The sequence below is a fragment of the Terrabacter sp. Soil811 genome (assembly GCF_001429655.1).
Classification (GTDB): domain Bacteria; phylum Actinomycetota; class Actinomycetes; order Actinomycetales; family Dermatophilaceae; genus Terrabacter.
In genome coordinates, this window is the sequence record NZ_LMSX01000008.1 from 126,156 (window position 1) to 145,072 (window position 18,917).

Annotated in this window: 17 protein-coding genes; 8 read left to right on the forward strand and 9 right to left on the reverse strand. The window is 70.9% G+C overall.

Features of this window, described 5'->3' with window-relative positions:
- Positions 1-30 precede the first annotated feature (30 nt).
- From nrfD to ASH01_RS11125, 4 genes are all read right to left on the reverse strand, one after another.
- Positions 31-1,164, reverse strand: coding sequence for an NrfD/PsrC family molybdoenzyme membrane anchor subunit (gene nrfD / locus ASH01_RS11105; RefSeq protein ID WP_056775687.1), 1,134 nt, complete (start codon positions 1,162-1,164; stop codon positions 31-33).
- The gene (locus ASH01_RS11110; protein WP_056775689.1) at positions 1,161-2,246 is read right to left on the reverse strand and encodes a 4Fe-4S dicluster domain-containing protein; all 1,086 of its coding nucleotides are present in this window, start codon (positions 2,244-2,246) and stop codon (positions 1,161-1,163) included. The genes nrfD and ASH01_RS11110 overlap by 4 nt, the downstream gene beginning before the upstream one ends.
- A gap of 3 nt (positions 2,247-2,249) precedes the next feature.
- The gene (gene fdh / locus ASH01_RS11115; RefSeq protein WP_082619708.1) at positions 2,250-5,621 is read right to left on the reverse strand and encodes a formate dehydrogenase; all 3,372 of its coding nucleotides are present in this window, start codon (positions 5,619-5,621) and stop codon (positions 2,250-2,252) included.
- Between the two features lie 144 nt (positions 5,622-5,765).
- Positions 5,766-6,776 (reverse strand): glycoside hydrolase family 43 protein, encoded by a 1,011-nt coding sequence (locus tag ASH01_RS11125; protein ID WP_056775692.1) that lies wholly within the window; start codon positions 6,774-6,776, stop codon positions 5,766-5,768.
- 129 nt (positions 6,777-6,905) lie between these two features.
- Between ASH01_RS11125 and ASH01_RS11130 the strand changes: the two genes are divergently transcribed.
- Both ASH01_RS11130 and ASH01_RS23650 read left to right on the forward strand, forming a co-directional pair.
- Positions 6,906-7,946 (forward strand): FUSC family protein, encoded by a 1,041-nt coding sequence (locus ASH01_RS11130; RefSeq protein WP_056775694.1) that lies wholly within the window; start codon positions 6,906-6,908, stop codon positions 7,944-7,946.
- A gap of 236 nt (positions 7,947-8,182) precedes the next feature.
- Positions 8,183-8,422 carry a helix-turn-helix domain-containing protein gene (locus ASH01_RS23650; RefSeq protein ID WP_056775695.1) on the forward strand — a complete coding sequence of 80 codons (240 nt, stop codon included), beginning with the start codon at positions 8,183-8,185 and terminating at the stop codon, positions 8,420-8,422.
- On the opposite strand, the gene ASH01_RS24015 is transcribed toward ASH01_RS23650, so the two are convergent.
- Positions 8,307-8,645: a GNAT family N-acetyltransferase gene (locus tag ASH01_RS24015; protein WP_443081156.1), complete on the reverse strand. Its 339-nt coding sequence runs from the start codon at positions 8,643-8,645 to the stop codon at positions 8,307-8,309. The genes ASH01_RS23650 and ASH01_RS24015 overlap by 116 nt on opposite strands.
- 638 nt (positions 8,646-9,283) lie before the next feature.
- Here ASH01_RS24015 and ASH01_RS11145 point away from each other — a divergent pair.
- The 5 genes from ASH01_RS11145 to ASH01_RS23000 all read left to right on the forward strand — a co-directional run bounded on the left by ASH01_RS11145 (position 9,284) and on the right by ASH01_RS23000 (position 14,197).
- Positions 9,284-11,833: a DEAD/DEAH box helicase gene (locus ASH01_RS11145; RefSeq protein ID WP_082619712.1), complete on the forward strand. Its 2,550-nt coding sequence runs from the start codon at positions 9,284-9,286 to the stop codon at positions 11,831-11,833.
- Positions 11,834-11,836: 3 nt separating this feature from the next.
- On the forward strand, positions 11,837-12,679 hold the full coding sequence (locus tag ASH01_RS11150; protein WP_056775699.1) for an acyl-CoA thioester hydrolase/BAAT C-terminal domain-containing protein: 843 nt from the start codon (positions 11,837-11,839) through the stop codon (positions 12,677-12,679).
- A 136-nt stretch (positions 12,680-12,815) separates the two neighbouring features.
- A complete protein-coding gene (locus ASH01_RS11155; protein WP_056775701.1) occupies positions 12,816-12,995 on the forward strand; it encodes a hypothetical protein in 180 nt (59 codons plus the stop codon).
- Between the two features lie 105 nt (positions 12,996-13,100).
- Complete coding sequence (locus tag ASH01_RS11160; RefSeq protein WP_056775702.1) at positions 13,101-13,886, forward strand: DUF1206 domain-containing protein; 786 nt, start codon at positions 13,101-13,103, stop codon at positions 13,884-13,886.
- A 143-nt stretch (positions 13,887-14,029) separates the two neighbouring features.
- Positions 14,030-14,197 carry a hypothetical protein gene (locus ASH01_RS23000; protein WP_156415547.1) on the forward strand — a complete coding sequence of 56 codons (168 nt, stop codon included), beginning with the start codon at positions 14,030-14,032 and terminating at the stop codon, positions 14,195-14,197.
- An 81-nt stretch (positions 14,198-14,278) separates the two neighbouring features.
- Here ASH01_RS23000 and ASH01_RS11165 read toward each other — a convergent pair whose 3' ends face one another.
- The 3 genes from ASH01_RS11165 to ASH01_RS11175 are packed head-to-tail and all read right to left on the reverse strand — an operon-like array spanning position 14,279 to position 16,771.
- Positions 14,279-15,010 (reverse strand): phosphatase PAP2 family protein, encoded by a 732-nt coding sequence (locus ASH01_RS11165; RefSeq protein WP_056775704.1) that lies wholly within the window; start codon positions 15,008-15,010, stop codon positions 14,279-14,281.
- Positions 15,007-15,750, reverse strand: a complete 744-nt coding sequence (locus ASH01_RS11170) for a phosphatase PAP2 family protein (RefSeq protein WP_056775706.1) — start codon at positions 15,748-15,750, stop codon at positions 15,007-15,009. Before ASH01_RS11170 ends, ASH01_RS11165 begins: the two co-directional genes overlap by 4 nt.
- Positions 15,743-16,771 carry a diacylglycerol/lipid kinase family protein gene (locus tag ASH01_RS11175; protein WP_056775708.1) on the reverse strand — a complete coding sequence of 343 codons (1,029 nt, stop codon included), beginning with the start codon at positions 16,769-16,771 and terminating at the stop codon, positions 15,743-15,745. Before ASH01_RS11175 ends, ASH01_RS11170 begins: the two co-directional genes overlap by 8 nt.
- A gap of 149 nt (positions 16,772-16,920) precedes the next feature.
- Here ASH01_RS11175 and ASH01_RS11180 point away from each other — a divergent pair, with 149 nt between their 5' ends.
- Positions 16,921-17,559, forward strand: a complete 639-nt coding sequence (locus ASH01_RS11180; RefSeq protein WP_056775710.1) for a DUF1345 domain-containing protein — start codon at positions 16,921-16,923, stop codon at positions 17,557-17,559.
- Here ASH01_RS11180 and ASH01_RS11185 read toward each other — a convergent pair.
- Complete coding sequence (locus ASH01_RS11185; RefSeq protein ID WP_056775712.1) at positions 17,556-18,851, reverse strand: ATP-grasp domain-containing protein; 1,296 nt, start codon at positions 18,849-18,851, stop codon at positions 17,556-17,558. The genes ASH01_RS11180 and ASH01_RS11185 overlap by 4 nt on opposite strands.
- Positions 18,852-18,917: the final 66 nt, after the last annotated feature.

The window sequence follows — 18,917 nt, forward strand, 5'->3', positions numbered from 1 at the left end:
GCGCGTCGTTGCGTCGTCGGGGATGGCGCCTCAGTGCGCCGTGGTGATGGAGTCGTCGACGATGCCTTTCGCCCGGCGCGCCTCGAGGCGCTCGCGCTGTGGCTCGACGGTGTACTTCGGGTCGATTGCAGACGCCATACCCGCCTCGAAGACGCCGAATCGCGTGCACGCGGAGCCGGCCATGAGGGCCAGGCCGCTCAGGGCGGCGCCGACGCGGGTGCGCCCGACGGTCACGGCCCCCGCCGCCCCCACGATCGTGAGCACCTTGCTCGCCCTGAGCAGGCGGGCGGCCTTGCCGGTGCGCAACGGCTCGGAGAGCGTCGGACCGAGCTTGTCCTGCATCCGCTCGAACGCCACGGTCTCCACGAGAGCGCTTATGGCAGCGAGCCGGCGCGCAGGTCCGTTCTGCCCGACCGGGACGGTGAGCAGGGCGAGCCCCGACGCGGCCGCGTTCGCAGAGCTGACGAAGACGAAGGGCAGCTCACGGTAGGACTCGTGCCAGGTCGGTGTGGCGGTGTCGGCGAGCAGCACGGCGGTGTATGCCGCGAGCGGGGGCGCGAAGAGGGCCGAGCCCACCGTCGCCGGCCCGTCGGCGATCTCGAGCGCCCGGGCGACCCGAGCCAGCGCCGTGCCGGGCCGGCCCGTGCTGGAACGACGGTCGAGAAGCGCCTGCCCCAGCTCCGACGCGAGGGCGAGTCCGGAGAACCCTCCGAATGCGGTGAGGATCCACGACCCGACCGACATCGGCGAGGTGAGCTTGACGGTGCGCATCATGTTGAGGGCGCGGCTCGGCTTGCCGAGGTCCTTGGCGAGGGCCGCGCCACCGAGGGCCGCAGCACCGACCGCAGCCACCCGCCCTGCCCGCCGCAGCGCCGGGTAGCCGAGTGCCTTGCCCCCGGCTGCCAGCAGCCCCGACCCCCCTGCGATGCCACCGAGGAAGAGGTACGCCGCGACCTCCTTCTCCCACGGCGCGGGCTTGACGATGTGCCGGCCGTAGTAGCTGTCGAACGTGACGTCGGGCACCATCAGCGACTCGTCCCGGCGACGCCGCCCACCGTTGCTCCCCGCCTGCTTGGCGGCGTCGCGCGCGTTCCCGTGGCTCGCGTCGCCTCGGCGCCGCTCGCGCTCCGGCGGGCGGTCGGCGTCGAACGGGTTGGTCGTCATCGCTTCCTCCCGACGAAGGCGGCGGCGGCCATGCCCAGCATGGCGAGCCCCGCGAGGCCGGCCTTGCGGAACATGTCGGGCAGGTCGGCCGTGGTGACGCGCGGGTCCGGCGGGAGGCCGTAGACCTCCGGCTCGTCGAGCAGGAGGAAGACCGACCCCGTGCCCCCGACGCCGTCGTTCTCGTCCGTGCCGTAGAGCCGGGCCTCGGTGTAGCCGAGCTCGTGCAGCTCCGCGACGCGGGCCTGGGCGGTGGCCCGCATGTCGGCCAGGTCACCGAACTTGATCGACGTCGTCGGGCAGGCCTGGGCGCACGCGGGCGTCTGCCCCTCACCGAGGCGGTCGTAGCAGAGCGTGCACTTCTGGGCGATGCCGACGTTCTTGACCTCGCCGTTCTGGGTGGGGTCGGCGCCCCCGGAGTTGATGCTGATGCCGTGCGACTCGCGTCCGCCTTCGTGGCCCTCGTCGCCGCGCCGCCGCTCGATGACCCCGAAGGGGCAGGCGGCGACGCAGTAGCCGCACCCGTTGCACACGTCGTCCTGCACGACGACGGTGCCGAACTCGGTACGGAAGAGCGACCCCGTCGGACACACGTCGAGGCACGCGGCGTGCGTGCAGTGCTTGCACACGTCAGATGCCATGAGCCAGCGCAGGTCCGGTACAGCGGTGTCGGTGGGTCCGGGCGCGGCGGCCGCGCCGGACCGGACGTCACCGGGCGCTTCGGCCGTGGCCGTCGCCGTGGCCGTCCCCGTCGCCGAACCGTCGCGGACGGTCGGCATGCCGAGCTGGACGAGACGACGCCCCGACTCGCGCGCCTGCTCGATGCGGTGGCTGTCCTGCTCCACGAAGGCGACGTGGCGCCACGTGCTGGCGCCGAGGGCACCGGTGTTGTCGTAGGACTGGTTGAGCAGGTCCAGGCCGTCCTCCGGGATGCCGTTCCACTCCTTGCAGGCCACCTCGCAGGCCTTGCACCCGATGCAGATCGAGGTGTCGGTGAAGAAGCCCTTGCGGGGCTCCACCCGTGCCCACGCCGCGTCGCTCGCCGGATCGGTGGGGCCGGACAGCTGGTTGCGCCAGAACGCCACGCCTCAGCCCTCCTTCTGGTCGGGAGCCGGGTCGGGGGCCGGATCAGGGACGGACCGGGGATGACCGGTGCGCAGCTCGTTGCTCGTCATGACCGTCGAGCCGGCACGGGACTGGTACTCCGCGATGTAGCGCAGCAGGGCCTCACCGGTCGGTCGGCGCCCCGGCACGATGTCGCACGAGCCGGCTTTGCTCTCTTGGATCTGCACATTCGGGTCGAGGGCGACACCGAGCAGGTCGTTGGCGGCGTCACCGCTGACGACGGCGGCGCTGCCGACGCCCCAGTGGTAGGGCAGGCCGACCTGGTGGACGGTGCGGCCGCGGATGATGAGCGGTCTCATCCGTTCGGTGACGAGCACACGCGCCTCCACGGCCGCGCGGGCCGAGACGATCGTGGCCCAGCCGCCGGGCTCGAGACCACGTTCCTCGGCGAGCTCAGGCGAGACCTCGCAGAAGAACTCCGGCTGCAGCTCCGACAGGTAGGGCAGGAAGCGGCTCATCCCGCCCGCCGTGTGGTGCTCGGTCAGCCGGTAGGTGGTGAAGACGTACGGGTAGACGTCGGCACCCGGCTGATCGCCGGACGGGCTCCACAGATTGTCCTTGCGTGGGAAGACCTTGCGAGCGGGATTGGACTGCTGCGTATAGAGCGGGTTCTGGACAGGGGACTCCTGCGGCTCGTAGTGCGTCGGCAGCGGCCCGTCGAGCATGCCCTTGGGCGTGTAGAGCCAGCCCTTGCCGTCCGCCTGCATGATGAACGGGTCGTCGCCGGCCAAGCCGTCGGGGCCGCCGGTGCCGGGCTCCGGGCGGAAGCTCGGCGCCTTCGTCGGCGGGAAGTCGGGCACGTCGTGTCCGGTCCATTTCTGCTCGTCTACGTCCCACCAGACGTACTTCTTGCGCTCGCTCCACGGGTTGCCGTCGGGGTCGGCCGAGGCACGGTTGTAGAGGATGCGCCGGTTGGCGGGCCAGGCCCAGCCCCAGTCGAGCGCGGTGAGGTCCTGCTCGCGGCCCGGACGCCGGTTGGCTGCCTGGTTCTTGCCGTCGGCATACACCCCGGTGTAGATCCAGCAGCCGCCCTCTGTCGAGCCGTCGGCCTTCATCTCGGTGTACGACGACAGTGGCTGGCCGGCCTTCTCCCCCGTTCGGTGCCGACCGTTGACCTCGGCGAGCACGGCCTCGGCGTCGATCTCGCCGTCGGTGCCGAGGGGGTAGTCCCACGTGAGGTCGAGGAGCGGCCGGTCTCGCGGGTCGGTCGAGTCGGCGAGGAGCTCGCGGACGCGCCGGCCCAGCTCGTAGAAGAACTCGAGCTCGCTCTGGGCGTCGCCGGGCGGGGCAACCGCCTTGTGGTGCCACTGCAGCATCCGCTGGGTCTGGGTGAACGAGCCCGACTTCTCCGTGTGGGCCGCCGCAGGCAGGAAGAACACCTCGGTCTGGACGTCCTCGGGCCGCAGCTCGCCCGTGGCGATCTCGGGGCCGTCCTTCCAGAAGGTCGCCGACTCGATCATCGCGAAGTCGCGCACGACGAGCCACTTGAGGTGCGACATCGCCTGGCGCTGCATGCGTCCGTGCGCGGACCCGACAGCCGGGTTCTGGCCGAGGAGGAAGTAGCCCTCGACCTGGTCCTCGAGCATCGCCATCGTCGTCTGGTACGTGCCGTGCGCGCCGGAGAGACGCGGAAGGTAGTCGAAGGCCCAGTCGTTCTCGGCCGTGGACGCGTCTCCCCACCAGGCTTTCATCAGGCTCACGGCATACGTGTCGGCGTTCGCCCAGAAGCCCTTCTGCTCCTTGCTGCCGATCGCCCCGATGTAGTCGTCCCACGTGTCGTGCAGGCCCGCGACCGGCATCGCGAGGTAGCCCGGCAGGATGTTGTACAGCGTCGGGATGTCGGTCGATCCCTGGATGCTCGCGTGGCCGCGCAGCGCCATGACCCCGCCGCCCGGGCGTCCCATGTTCCCGAGGAGCAGCTGGATGATCGCGGCCGTACGGATGAACTGCGCGCCCAGCGTGTGCTGGGTCCAGCCGACGGCGTAGACGAACGCGGTGGTGCGCTCTCGGCCGCTGTTCTCGGTGACCGCCTTCGCCAGGTAGTGGAAGTCGTCGACGCTGATGCCGCACGTCTCGGCGACCATCTCGGGGGTGTAGCGCGCGTAGTGCCGCTTGAGGATCTGGAAGACGCACCTCGGGTCCTGAAGGGTCTCGTCGCGCAGCACCCTGGCGTGCTCGAGGGCGGGCCCGCCGGAACCGTGCTCGTCACCGGCCGCGCGCTCGGATTTGCTGTGCCCGTGCTCGTGGCCCCCACCGCTCTCGTGGCCAGCCGCAGGCCCACCGATGGTGCCCGGCGACGGGTCGTCGCCGCCCTCGTCCGCGGTCGCGTAGGCCCAGGTGTCCGGCGCGTACGCCCCCTTCTCGTCGTCGTAGCCGGAGAAGAGGCCGTCGAGCTCCTCGGTGTCCTGGAACTCATCACTGATGAGCGTGGCGGCGTTGGTGTACGCGACGACGTACTCCTCGAAGTACAGCTCCTTGGCGAGGATGTGGTTGATGAGCGCACCGAGCAGCACGACGTCGCTGCTCGCGCGGATCGGGATGTGCTTGTCGGACGTCGCCGACGTACGTGTGAAGCGCGGGTCGACGTGAATGACCTTCGCCCCCTTGAGGCGCGCCTCGGTCACCCACTGGTAAGCGACCGGATGGCACTCAGCCATGTTCGAGCCCTGGATGACGATGCAGTCCGAGTTGGACAGGTCCTGCACGTACTGCGTGGCGCCGCCGCGTCCGAACGAGGACCCCAGACTGGGGACCGTGGAAGAGTGTCAAATACGCGCTTGGTTCTCGATCTGGATGGCGCCCGCTGCGGTGAACAGCTTCTTGATGAGGTAGTTCTCCTCGTTGTCGAGCGTCGCGCCACCGAGCGAGGCGATGCCCATGGTCCGCCGGAGCGGACGGCCGTGTTCGTCGGTGTCCTGCCAGCCGGAGCGGCGGCTCTCGACGAAGCGCTGCGCGATCATCTCGACGGCTGTGGTGCGCGACATGGGCTCCCAGTCGGTGCCACCCGGCCGCCGGTAGAGCACGTGGCGCACCCGCCCGGGGTTGTTGACAAGCTGTTCGCTCGCGGAACCCTTGGGGCACAAGCGGCCCCGCGACACCGGCGAGTCCGGGTCGCCCTCGATCTGCACGACCTTTTCGTCCTTGACATACACCTTCTGGCCGCAGCCCACAGCGCAGTACGGGCAGACGCTCTGCACGACGCGGTCGGCCGTCGAGGTGCGGGGCTGCAGACCGCGGGTGCGCTCGGACGTCACCGCCGGACCGCGTCCGAGAAAGTCCCCGGACCGCGCCTGCCGGATCACCGGCCAAGACAGGAACGTCTTCTTCGCCTCCATCGAACGCCACCTTTCGCGGCGTGCGGGCACGCCGGCCGGAGTGTCACGACCTCTCGAATCTCTTCATTCCCACAAGACACGGGGTCGAAACCCACCTTAGACACGCCGGCGACCAAATGGGCGTGGTGAACTCTGTCCGTCGCGTCAGGAGAGGTACGGGTTGCCGCCGCTCCACTTGAGGACCCCGGTCCACGCCGGCCGGACGAGCGGGTCGTAGCTCTTGCGCACGTGGAAGGCGACGCGGAGCACACCACCGTCGTTGATCACCTCGGCGCCGCCGGGACCGCAGAAGCGGTCGGTCGTCGAGATGCCCATGCCGCCGACCCAGCGCGGGTTGCCGAGGGCGAAGAGGTCGTTGCCCGACCAGACCTGCGTGGCGTAGGTGCAGTCCTTGTAGCCGTTGCGCGACACGAAGAGGTGCACCTTGCCGGCGGAGTCGCGGTAGACGTCGGGCGCCTCCGCGACGGCCGAGCCGATGCGGCTCGCGCTGAGGACGACCTTCGGCGAGCCGGCCAGCGTCGTGCCGGCCGAGTTGTCGACGCGCACGGCCATGATCTGGAAGCGGCGCGGGCTGTAGTTGCCGATCTTGTAGACGAGGTAGCGGTTGCCGTAGCGGGTGCGGTACTCGACCGGGTCGATGGCCTCGGAGTAGCCGGCGGGCGGGCAGATGAGGGGCGTCGAGACCGGGCTGAACGGGCCCGTGGGCGACGACGAGCGGGCCGCGCCGATGCAGTGCTTGTTGTGGTTCGCCGTGCCGGGGGCCTCGCGGCGGGCGGCGAAGTACATCGTGAAGCGCTCGGAGCCGGGCGCCGTCGCGGTCTGGAAGACGTGCGGGGCCCACAGCTGCGCAGGCGAGCTGTCGGTCGCCTCGAAGGTCCAGGCCGGACGGGCGTTCATCGAGTTGCCCACGACCGCGAAGCCCGAGCCGGGCGAGGCCGAGCGAGCGACCCGGAAGCCGCCGCCCGTCGCGTAGAGGTAGTACTTCGTGCCCTGGGCGCGCGTCGTGAACTTCGCGAAGCCCGGGTCCGGGAAGTCCTTGGCGATGACGTTGCGGGCGCTCGCGCCCGTCGTGACGGCCTGCGCGGGCGCGCTCGCGAGCGCTCCGGTGAGGGCGACCGCTGCCGCGAGGGCAGCGGCGACTGCTGGCTTCTTCATGTGGTGTTCCCCTGTTTCCCCTGGAGAGACCGGGCTGCGTGCCCGGTCAGCGCGATTCTGCGCCCTCCGGGTGGGCCGCGTCGATGGGTAGTCCTACCCGGATCCGGGCGAGTCCTAGAGTGGAGTCCGATGAACCAGCCCCCACCCCGACCGCCCTGGCAGGGACTGCTGCAGTGGGGACCGCACGGCGGCGCCCACCGGGTCGCGCTCCGCGCCGGGCTGTCGGTCCTCGTGCCGCTGCTCGTGCTCGTGCTGGTGGGTCGCGTCGAGTGGACGCCGTATGCCGCCTTCGGTGCCTTCACCTCGCTCTACGGACGCAACCACGCCCGCCCTGAACGTGCCGGGATGCAGGTCGTGGCCGGCGGGTTCCTCACTCTCGCAGTCACGCTCGGCGTCGTCGTGTCGCTCGCACCAGCCTCGCGCTGGCTCGTCGTGGTCCTCGGCGCGCTCCTCGCAGCTGCCGGTTCGCTCACCTCGGACGCCTACCGGTGGCACCCACCGGGGCCGCTCTTCCTCGTCTTCGCCTTCGCTGTCTGCGCCATGGTGCCGGCCGTCCCGACGACCGTCCCGGTCGCGGCCGGCGTCGCCGCGGCGAGCGTGCTCGTGTCGCTTGTCATCGCCCACGTCGGGGCCCTCGGGCACCGCGACCGCTGGCACCGGCCGCAGCTGCCCGCACCGCGCTTCCGGGACGCGCTCGAGGCACCCGGAGCCCGCGCCCACCTCGTCCGGCACGTCGTCGCGCTCCTCGTCGCCGGGGCGGTCGCGACCGCACTCGGCTGGCAGCACCCCTACTGGGCCATGGTCGCTGCCGTGACCGTCCTCTCGGGTCCGGACCTCACGTCCCGCCTCACCCGCGGCGTGCACCGCGTCGTCGGCACCGTGCTCGGTCTCGCGGTCGCGGCGCCGATCCTCGCGTGGGGACCGCAGGGGGTCTGGGCGGTGCTCGTCATCGTCGTGCTGCAGGTGCTCACCGAGCTCGTCGTCGGGCGCAACTACGCCGTGGCGCTCCTCTTCATCACCCCGCTCGCCCTGATGATGGGCCAGCTCGTCCACACCGCCCCGGCGGGGCCGCTGCTGCGCGACCGCCTCTTCGAGACGGTGCTCGGTGCACTCATCGGCGCCGTCGTCCTCCTGCTCGTCCCCGACCGAGCAGGGCGGTCGGACCGCTGAGAGGTGCGGCACGAGACGTAGGCATCACCGGTGCGAGGTCTGGGAGAAGTGCCGATGTGGGTGGGTGCGCCCCCGCCGATCGTGGAGTGGTCGGCGGAAGGTCCGCCGCATCTGGTCCAGCAACACGACATGTCCGCTCGCCATCGACTCGTCGCCGTCGTCTCGGCCACCGCCCTCTCACTACCGGCCGTTTCCGTGGCCGCGGGCTACTCGCCCTGGCTGCCAGACGGTTTCGCGTGCCGCTCCCGGTCGACGTCGACAAACCCGGAACCCTCGACCGGCTGACGCCGCGCGAGCGCGAGGTGCTCGACCACGTCGCTCGCGGAGCGACGAACCGAGCCATCGCCTCCGCCCTGTTCATCACCGAGAAGACCGCCAGCGTGCACGTCGGCAACGTGATCGCCAAGCTCGGCGTGAGCAACCGTGGCGAAGCCGCTGCCCTCGCCCGCTCAGTTCGCTCGGACCGCGATACCTGACCAACCGGACGTCAGCCGGGGAGATGGAAGCCCACCGCTCCGCCACACGAAAGCCGAGCCGCTGGTAGATGCCGAAGCCCATCGGCGACGCACCGAGGAACGCCAGGCTGGCACCCTCTCGAACCCCGTCGGCCAGGATTCGTGCGGTGACGGCTCTCCCGAGGCCGCGACGGCGATGCTCGGGAGGCGTCGCGATCCCGAAGACCCCCACGGCTCCGGGCACCTGCAGCCGGATGCCGACCGAGGTGACGGCCCCACCGGCCAAGGTCGCATAGACCGCCGAGCCCGGCTGTCGACCATGGGGCGGCCCACGAGGGGGTCGTAGAGTCCTCGCGGCAGCTCGTTCCCCAGGGCGAACGCCTCGGCCACCCGAGGCAGCAGGTCGAGGGCGTCGCCGTCCAGCTCCACGATGGCGTCGACGTCCTCCCGAGGCCCAGCCGTCAGGGTCAGGATCGTGGGCTCGTCCATCACCATGATCGGGAAGTCCGCTCGCCGGCTCAGACCACGCTGGGCGGCGAGGTCTCCCACCCAGGACGGCGCACCCGGACGCTCACGGACGACGAAGGGAAGGTCCGCGCCGGCGAGCTCGTCGGCATACGCCTCCGCGTCGTCGCGCTCGGCGTCCGGGCTCCGCACGTGAATGGTGTTCGTCGAGGCCGAGGGCAGGCCGATGACGTTGAGGACGACACCGCGTCCGACCTTCTGGTAGCCGCCGGGAACCCCGGTCGCGAGCAGGCGCATCCCGTTCATGAAGGGCTCGACGACTGCGCTGGCGTCCATCTGCACGAGTCCTACTCTGACACCACCGGCCCGGTGCATACCGACGATTCGGCACACGTCCCGGCCCGGCGGCATACTCACGTGGTGACGAAGAACCTCAGCGAGCGCATCCCGCGGGACCCCGATCCCGACGGCCTCTACGAGGTCTTCACCGAGTGGACGACCGAGCGTGGCCTGACCCTCTACCCGCACCAGGAGGAGGCGTTCCTCGAGATCCTCAGCGGCAGCAACCTCATCCTGGCGACGCCGACCGGCTCGGGTAAGTCGCTCGTCGCGACGGCCGCCCACCTCACCGCCCTCGCGGACGACCGCGTCTCCTTCTACACGGCACCCATCAAGGCGCTCGTCTCCGAGAAGTTCTTCGCCCTCTGCGAGCAGTTCGGCGCCGACAACGTCGGCATGATCACCGGCGACGCGTCGGTCAACGCCGACGCCCCGATCATCTGCTGCACCGCCGAGATCCTCGCGAACCTCGCTCTGCGAGAGGGCAGCTCGGCTGACGTCGGTCTGGTCGTCATGGACGAGTTCCACTTCTACTCCGAGCCCGACCGCGGGTGGGCGTGGCAGGTGCCGATCATCGAGCTGCCTCAGGCACAGTTCGTCCTCATGTCGGCGACGCTCGGCGACGTCACGATGTTCAGGGACGACCTGACCCGGCGCACCGGCCGCTCCACGGCCGTCATCAGCGGCACCGAGCGTCCCGTCCCCCTCGAGTTCTCGTATGCCGTCACCCCCCTCCACGAGACCATCGAGGAGCTCCTCGAGAAGGACCGCGCGCCCGTCTACGTCGTCCACTTCACGCAGGCGGCCGCGCTCGAGCGCGCCCAGAGCCTCATGGCCGTCAAGATCACGACGCGCGAGGAGCGCGAGGCGATCGCCGCGCGCATCGGTGGCTTCCGGTTCGGGGCGGGCTTCGGACGCACTCTCTCCCGCCTCGTCCGGCACGGCATCGGAGTGCACCACGCGGGCATGCTGCCGAAGTACCGCCGCCTCGTAGAGCAGCTCGCGCAGGACGGCCTCCTCAAGGTCATCTGTGGCACCGACACGCTCGGCGTCGGCATCAACGTGCCGATCCGCACCGTGCTGCTCACCGGGCTGACGAAGTTCGACGGCACGAAGCAGCGCCTGCTCAAGGCGCGTGAGTTCCACCAGATCGTCGGCCGGGCCGGCCGGGCCGGCTTCGACGCGCGCGGCTGGGTCGTCGCCCAGGCCCCCGACCACGTCGTCGAGAACCTCCGCGCCGTCGAGAAGGCCGGCGACGACCCCAAGAAGCAGAAGAAGATCCAGCGCAAGAAGGCGCCCGACGGCTTCGTCAACTGGTCGGAGGAGACGTTCGAGCGGCTCATCGTCGCCGAGCCCGAGCAGCTGCAGCCGCGGATGAAGGTCTCGCACTCGATGCTCGTCAACATCCTGGCGCGAGAAGGCAACCCGGTCGCCCACGCCGCGCGTCTGCTCTCCGACAACCACCACGAGGCCAAGGACCAGCGGCGTCTCCAGCGGCACGCGCTCGTGCTCGCCAAGGAGCTCATCACGTCCGGTGTCGTCGAGCGACTGGCGTCGGCCGAGGACTCCGGCCGTCGGCACGCCCTGACGATCGACCTCCAGCGCGACTTCGCCCTCAACCAGCCGCTCGCCCCCTTCGCGCTCGCCGTCATGGACACCCTCGACCCCGAGAGCGACACCTACGCCAAGGACCTCGTCTCGGTCATCGAGGCGATCCTCGAGGACCCGCGGCAGGTGCTGTGGGCGCAGGAGTTCAAGGCGCGCGGCGAGGCCGTCGCGGCGATGAAGCTCGACGGCGTCGAGTACGAGGAGCGGATGGAGCGCCTCGAGGAGGTCTCCTGGCCCAAGCCGCTCGCCGAGCTGCTCGAGGTGACCCTCACGGCCTACCGGCAGAGCCACCCGTGGATCTCGCAGGACGCCCTCTCGCCGAAGTCCGTCGTCCGCGAGATGTACGAGCGCGGCATGACGTTCAACGAGTTCGTCTCCTACTACGGCCTGTCCCGGTCCGAGGGGCTCGTCCTGCGCTACCTCACCGACGCCTACCGCACCCTGCGCCACACCATCCCCGAGGGCAACCGCACCGAGGAGCTCGAGGACGTCATCGAGTGGCTCGGCGAGCTCGTGCGCCAGACCGACTCCAGCCTGCTCGACGAGTGGGAGGACCTCGTCAACCCGAGCGACGCCGTGCTCGCCCAGACCGACATCGCCCCGCCGGCGCGGCCGATCACCGGGAACGAGCGGGCGTTCACCGTGATGATCCGCAACGCGATGTTCCACCGGGTCGAGCTCGCGTCCCGCGACGAGTGGGAGGCGCTCGGCGACCTCGAGGCCCGCGTCGCCGAGCTCACCGACCCACCGCAGAAGGTCGTCATGGACGCGCAGGCGTGGAACGACGCGCTCGGCGCCTACTACGACGACCACGACGCCATCGCGACCGACCAGGGGGCCCGCTCACCGGCGCTGCTCCAGGTCGAGTGCACGCCCACCGAGTGGCGGCTGCGCCAGGTCGTCGTCGACCCCGACGACGACCAGGACTGGGGCATCACGGCCTTCGTCGACCTCGCGTCGAGCGACGAGGCCGGCGCTGCCGTCCTCACCGTCACGGCCTTCGAGCGCCTCGGCGGCTGACCCGTGACCCTGCGCGCACACCCCTACGACCACGACGGCGTCCTCGTCGCCCCTGCCGACGGTGGCAACGGCACGGGGGTGCTCGTGCTGTCGGGATCGAGCGGCCGCGTCGAGCGCGACCGGGCGCGGCTGCTCGCCGGCGCCGGCGTCACCGCCGCCCTGACCTACCGCTGGTTCGGCGGCGAGGGGCAGCCCGCCGGCATCTGGGAGTACCCCCTCGAGGCCTTCGCGCCGGCCGTCGCCTTGCTCGGCGAGCGCTGTGACCGCGTCGTGCTCATGGGCGTCTCGAAGACGGCCGAGGCCTTCCTCGCGTATGCCGCCGACGACCCGGCCGTCGACGCCGTCGTCGCGCTCGCGCCGAGCCACGTCGTGTGGGCCAACGTCGGCGCCGGACCGGACGGCGAGCTGCGCCCGCAGCACTCGTCGTGGTCGCGGGCCGGTGAGCCGCTCCCGTTCGTGCCCTACGACGACACGGCCGAGCCCGTCGGCGACCCTCCGGCCTTCACCCCCGTCTACGCCCAGAGCCTCCGCGCCGCCGCCGACCGGGTCGCGGCCGCGACCATCCCCGTCGAGCGCTTCTTCGGCGACGTGCTGCTCGTGGCCGGCGGTGACGACCAGGTCTGGCCGTCGGTGACCTACGCCGAGGCCGTGCAGGCCCGGCGACGCGCCCTCGACCTGCCCACGACGCTCGTGACCCACCCCCGGGCCGGGCACCGCGTCGTGCTGCCGGGTGAGCCCGTTCCCGGCGGCGGCCAGCGGATGGCCCGGGGCGGCACCGAGGCGGCCGACCGCGAGCTCGGCGAGCGCGCGTGGCCCGAGATCCGCCGCGTGCTCGACCTCACCTGAGCGGGGTTCGAGCGGGACCGCCACGGATCTGAGGCACCCGGAGGGACGGCATACGCCATCCTTCCGATGTGGCGGGGCGGGCCTCAGACCGACGGTGGAGAGGTCAGCACGACAGCGACCTCGAAGGATCCCCACCATGCTCTCTCCGCACATCGTCAGCGCCCTCCTCGCCCAGCGCGAGGCCGACCTCGAACGCCGGGCCGAGCTCGCCCGGCTCCGGCACCCGGAACCCGAGCCGGAGCCGGTGACCAGCCCCACCGGGAGCCGGCGCACGGCGCGCCACCGCGGCCGCCGTCGACACCTGCGCCTCGTCTGACGCCTCCGCCCGAGAAGGCCGCGTCCGACGTGCCAATTCCCTGCCCGACGTGGGTATGTTCCCCAGTGGCCCATCGGGGACCCCTCTACCGACAGGATCACGTGCATGGACTCCACAGACGTCAAGGCCGCCTCAGCGCGCGCGGGTGACCACCCGGCGCTCGAGACGGCAGCGCGCATCGGCTACGCCGTCAACGGCGTGCTCCACATCATCATCGGCGCGATCGCCCTGCGACTGGCCTTCGGCTCGAAGGGCACGAGCGCCGACCAGTCCGGCGCCCTGGGCTCGATGGCCGACAACGGGTTCGGTCTCTTCCTGCTCTGGGTCGCCGTCATCGCGTGGCTCGGCCTCGCGCTCTGGCAAATCACGGAGGCCATCTCGGGAGGCTGGGAGACGAGCGACCGCCTCAAGGCGGCCGGCAAGGCCGTCGTCTACCTCGCACTGGCGTGGACCGCGTTCCGGTTCGCGAGCGGCAGCGGCTCGTCGAGCAAGAGCCAGACGACCGACTTCACCGCGACGCTCATGAAGCAGCCGGCCGGCCAGTGGCTCGTCGCCCTTCTCGGCCTCGCCGTCATCGGCGTCGGCGTCTACCACGTCGTCAAGGGGTGGAAGAAGAAGTTCCTCCAGGACCTCGAGTCCCACCCGGGCGAGTGGATCGTCAAGGCCGGACGCGTCGGCTACATCGCCAAGGGCATCGCCCTGGCCATCGTCGGAGGCCTCTTCGTCCTCGCCGCCGTGCGGCACAAGCCCAGCGAGGCCCGCGGCCTCGACGGTGCGCTGCGCAACCTGCTCGGAGCCCCGGGCGGCCCGGTGCTGCTCGCCCTCGTCGCGCTCGGTCTCATCGCCTTCGGGGTCTACTGCTTCGGACGTGCCCGGCACGCCGACGTGTGAGCCACGGCGCCTGACGCGCCCTGTCGAGACGGCCCCGAGCGCCCGGACATTTCCGGGCACTCGGGGCCGTTTCCGTGGCGGGTGCATCACGGGCGCCTCCTGCTGCTCTGTGTGTTCACGCATCACGAGTGCAGGAGGACACCATGAACACGTACCTGAACGAGGCCATCGCCCGCCAGCGCACCGCCGACCTCGGTCGCCGGACCCGGCGCGCCCAGCGACCCGTCGTCGACCCGCAGACGACGCCCCGCCGCGGCCTGATCCTCATCCTCGGGTGGCGGCTGCACCGGTCGCAGGTGTCCCCGAGCTAGAGCGCCGCGGGAACGCGAACGGCGATGGCCGGGAGCCCGATTCGGGTTCCCGGCCATCGCCGTTCGCGGGTCGAGGTCGCGTCAGCGAGAGACGGCCTCGCGCACGGCGGAGGTCGCGCGGTCACCGGTCGTCCGACGGCGCAGGTAGTTCCACGCGAGCAGCGCGCACACGATTCCGTTGACCATCCCGACGAGGATGTCGACGAGGTGGTGCATGCCGCGGTAGAGCCGGGCGTAGCCGACGAGGAGCGGCACGATCGCGCAGACCACGGTCACGACGCGGCGCAGCCACACCGTCTCGATGCGCTGGGCCATGAGCGCGAAGGTCAGGTAGAGCGCGGTCGAGGCGCCCATGTGCCCGCTGGGGTAGCTCGACGTCGGGGGCGCCGGGTCGAGGTGCTCGACCGTCGGGCGCTTGCGGTCGGTGAGGGTCGTCGCGGCGACGAAGACGCTCGCCTGAGCGGCGATCGCGATGGCGGGGATGACGGCATACCACCACTGCTTGGTGCGCCACCACACGAGGGCCACGATGACGACGCAGACGCCGATGACGATCTCGGTGTTGCCGATGTGCGACCAGACCGCCGTGATCGAGTTCATCGTCGCGGTGCGGCCTGCGGCGACGGACTTGCTCAGGTCGTTCTCCCACGGGAGGTCCTTGAGGGGGCCGACGATGAGGAAGCCGAGCCCGACGATGAGACCGAAGAGCACCACGGCGGGGGCGAGGACCCGCAGCGCGATGTCACGGAGCGCCGACCCCACGGTCGGTCGCGACGAGTCGATCTCGTAACGGTGGATGAAGGTGTGGTTCACGTGCTGCCTTTCGATGACTCGGGCCCGACGTCCCCCTCCGGCGGAGGGGACTCGTCCGGACTCTGGGGGTTCCACCCGAGGTAGCCGACGTAGGACGCCGTGCCCAGGCCGATGCCGAAGAGGATCCCGGCCAGGACGTCTGAGGGGTAGTGCACGCCGAGGAAGACGCGGTCGAGGGCCGTCAGGACGACGTATGCCGTCAGGCCGGCCACGAGCCAGCGGCGGGCGACCGGCGACAGCAACGGCCAGAGCAGCAACGTCATCACCGTCGCGATGGCCGCGGCGTTGGCGACGTGGCCCGAGGGGAAGCTGTAGCCGGGGGCGTGCGAGACGGGGTCGCTGACGACGGGGCGGGCCCGCCGGACGACCTCCTTGAGGACGAGCTGGAGGTTCCACGCGACCATCATCGTGAGGAAGGCCCAGAGGCACCGGGTCGCGAGCTCACGGTGGCGGCGCCACACGACGAGACACACGGCCGACGCGACGATGTAGACCCACTTCGGCTGGGTGGCCTCCTGCCACACGAGCAGGACGGTCTTGAGCCACGGGTTGTCGCGGGTGATGTCGGTCGCCGCGACGATGAGCCGCTCGTCGAGCTCGATGACGGGGAGGAACTTCTCGCGCACGACGAACGCGAGGGCCGTGACGGGGACCGCGAAGGCGAGCCCGAACCCGACGGCCTTGAGCAGGCGGCGGCCGCGACCCGCGGGTCGCCGGCCGTCAGGACGTCGCTCAGCCAACCCGGACCACCAGGGAGTCGGGGAGGATGCGGATGCCGAGCGAGACGTGCTCGCCGATCGGGTCGCCGTCGATCTCCGCCTCGACGGGTCGGCCCGCGGTCACGGTGAACTCGCGGCCGCGGAAGCGGTCGAGCCGGCCGTGACCGGCGCGGTGCCGGGTCACGACGTCGGAGATGACGGAGATCCAGCCGAGGGCGCCCTTGGGCGCGACGACGACGGCGTCGAGGATGCCGTCGTCGATCTTCGCCTCGGGCATCAGCTCGATGCCGCCCTGGAGGGTGCCGCAGTTGCCGATGACGACGGTGCACGCGTGCCGGCTCACCGACCCGCTGTGCTCGTCGTGGTCGCGCTCGTGGTCGCCGCTCTCGCCCGTCACGCCGGAGCCGCCCCTCGAGGCGACCTCGACGCGGAAGCCGCGGCTGAAGACCTGGCGCAGCGCGCTGAAGACGTAGGCGACCCAGCCGACGGCGGCCTTGACCTTCTCGTTGGTGCCGGCCATGACCTGGCCGTCGAGGCCGAGGCCGGCCATGACGAGGAAGACCTCCTCGTCGTCGTCGACCTTCGACCCGCCGTCGTGCGTGCCGTGGCTCTCCCGCGGCTCGATCGCCGCGTCGGCGACACGCATGAGGCCCACGTCGATCCGGCGGTCGGTGCCACCGAGCATCGCCTCGACGGCGTCCTCGAGGGAGTCGACGGGCAGGCCGAGGTTGCGGGCGAGGAGGTTGCCCGTGCCGCCGGGGAGCAGACCGAGCGCGACGTCGGTGCCGACGAGCGCCGAGGCGACCGCGCGGACGGTGCCGTCACCGCCGAGCGAGGCGACGACGTCGGAGCCGGCGCGCACCGCCTCGCGGCCCTGCTTCTCGCCGGTCTCCTGCTCGGTCGTCTCGATCCACGAGGGGTCCTCCCAGCCGTGCCGGGCCGCGGCCTTGGCCACGAGCTCCTGGGTGGCGACGAGGTCGTCGACCTTGACCGGGTTGTAGACGACGGTGAGGCTGCGACGAGCGCTGGGCGTGTCGGACATGGTGGGGATCCTAGGGCTCGGGGCGTGAGGGGGGCGGCCGTCGAGCGGGGCCAGCCGTAGACATACCCCGACCGGGCACCCAGCCGACCACCAGCGCACCACCAGCCGGCGTCCAGCCTCGAGGCCCCGCCCGGCGGTAGCCTCCGAAGGTGCCCACCATCCGACGTCGTCTCGCGCTCGCCGTCCTCGTCGGGGTGCTCGCGGGGTTCCTCGTGCCGCTGGGGCCCGCGCACGGGTTCCTCGTCCACGGGCTCTCCGGCTTCGTCGTCGCCGGGCTCGCCTTCGCCGCGCCGCTGCTCATCCACATCCTCGGCCACGACGCTCCCGCGACACGGGAGAAGGTGCAGGGTCGCGACGGCGACGCCGCCTGGTACGACGTCGTCGTCATCTTCGTCGGGCTGGCCAGCCTCGCCGGCGTGACGATCCTCCTCGTCGGGGGGCGCGCCCTGGGCGGCGCCGAGGTCGTCGACGCGGTCGTCGGGGTCGGCGCGGTCGCGGTCGGCTGGCTCTGCGTCCACACCGTCTACGTGCTGCGCTACGCCCGCGTCTACTACGCGAGCCCGCGCCCACCCATCGACTTCAACCAGGACGAGGACCCGACGTTCTCGGACTTCGCCTACTTCTCCTTCAACCTCGGCATGGCCTACCAGGTGTCGGACACCGACCTCAAGAGCTCGGACGTGCGCCGGGTCGTGCTCGGGCACACGCTGCTCGCCTACCTCTACGGCACCATCGTCATCGCCGCGACGATCAACCTCGTCGCGGGCATCGGTGGCTCGCTCGGCTAGGAGAGCCCGAGCCGCGCCTTCTCGTCCGCGACCCACAGGCCGATGAGGCCGCCGAAGTGGGCCATGAACCGGTCGCGCTCGTGCGCCGGGTAGGTCGTGACGACCGTCGACCGGAGCAGGTTGGCGAAGACGTCGGACTGCACCCACTCGAGCACGGCCGCGTCGAGGTGCGGCAGGTACCGCTCGCACCACGACCAGTAGGCGGCCGTGTCGAAGTACTCGTCGGCGATCGCGAGGAACTCGTCGAGCTTCTCCGCGTCCGTGAGGTCGTCGCGGTCGGCGACGTCGAAGTAGCGGCGCATCTCGAGGTCCATCGGGCCGCGGCGACCGGTGATGACGCAGAAGGTCGACCACCGCACGAGCGCCTTGATGGCCCACGGGAAGTAGTAGTGCAGCGATGTGACGGCGACGTCGGGGCAGGCGTTGGCGTAGTCGATCGGATAGACGTCGTCACCCTTGACGAGCATCTCGCACGAGTTGAACTCCCAGCCGAACATCGCGTTGACGATGCGGCTGATGGCCGCGGTCTGCTTGCCGGCCGACGGTGACAGGAAGTCGTAGCTCACGGCATACCGGTTGTGCATCGGCTGCTCGGGCCGGAAGTCCATGACCATCGTCTCGGGACCGATCGACAAGGCCCGGGCGAAGTGGTCGTACTCGATCGTCGACTGCAGGTGCATGAGCATCTCGCCGGACTCGTCGTAGGCCTTCACGAGGTCCGTCTCGTCGTTGATCCGGGAGACACCGCGCCAGCCGCCGCCGTCGAAGGGCTTCATGTACATCGGGTAGCCGAGCTGGTTGGCGATCGCCTTGAGGTCGAACGGGCGGTTGTACTTCGCGGAGGTGTAGGCCCAGCGGACGTTGTCGACGGGGTGCTTGTAGGGCACGAGCCACGTCTCGGGGACCTTGAGCCCGAGGCGCATCAGGGCGACGTAGGCGCTGTGCTTCTCCATGGACTGGAAGGTGAAGGGGCTGTTGAGCAGGTAGGTGTCGTCCATCAGCGCGGCCTTCTTGAGCCACTCGCGCGGGTGGTAGTACCAGTAGGCGAGGCGGTCGATGACGAGCTCGGTGCGCACCGGCTGGCGCAGGTCGAACGGCTCGATGGTGAGGCGCTCGCTCGTCAGCTCGTGGGTGACGCCGTCGTCGGTCGTGATGGGTCCGACGAGCGCGAGCAACGCCTCGAAGGCGGTGGGCCAGTCCTCCTCGGCGCCGAGCAGGAGACCCACGAGATGCGTCCTCGTCGACGAGGTGCTCGATGCGGCGGACTGGTCCTGCTGTGCGGTGTCGGTCATCGTGCTGCTCCTACCGTCGGGGGTCGGGTCATCGACTGCGATCCTTGCAGGAACCGCGGCATCTGT

What these genes read in the sequence shown, in the direction of transcription:
- nrfD (WP_056775687.1), bottom strand. Translation starts at nt 1,164, where the DNA reads ATGACGACCAACCCGTTCGACGCCGACCGCCCGCCGGAGCGCGAGCGG.
- ASH01_RS11125 (WP_056775692.1), bottom strand. Translation starts at nt 6,776, where the DNA reads ATGAAGAAGCCAGCAGTCGCCGCTGCCCTCGCGGCAGCGGTCGCCCTC.
- ASH01_RS11130 (WP_056775694.1), top strand. Translation starts at nt 6,906, where the DNA reads ATGAACCAGCCCCCACCCCGACCGCCCTGGCAGGGACTGCTGCAGTGG.
- ASH01_RS11155 (WP_056775701.1), top strand. Translation starts at nt 12,816, where the DNA reads ATGCTCTCTCCGCACATCGTCAGCGCCCTCCTCGCCCAGCGCGAGGCC.
- ASH01_RS11160 (WP_056775702.1), top strand. Translation starts at nt 13,101, where the DNA reads ATGGACTCCACAGACGTCAAGGCCGCCTCAGCGCGCGCGGGTGACCAC.
- ASH01_RS23000 (WP_156415547.1), top strand. Translation starts at nt 14,030, where the DNA reads ATGAACACGTACCTGAACGAGGCCATCGCCCGCCAGCGCACCGCCGAC.
- ASH01_RS11175 (WP_056775708.1), bottom strand. Translation starts at nt 16,771, where the DNA reads ATGTCCGACACGCCCAGCGCTCGTCGCAGCCTCACCGTCGTCTACAAC.
- ASH01_RS11185 (WP_056775712.1), bottom strand. Translation starts at nt 18,851, where the DNA reads ATGACCGACACCGCACAGCAGGACCAGTCCGCCGCATCGAGCACCTCG.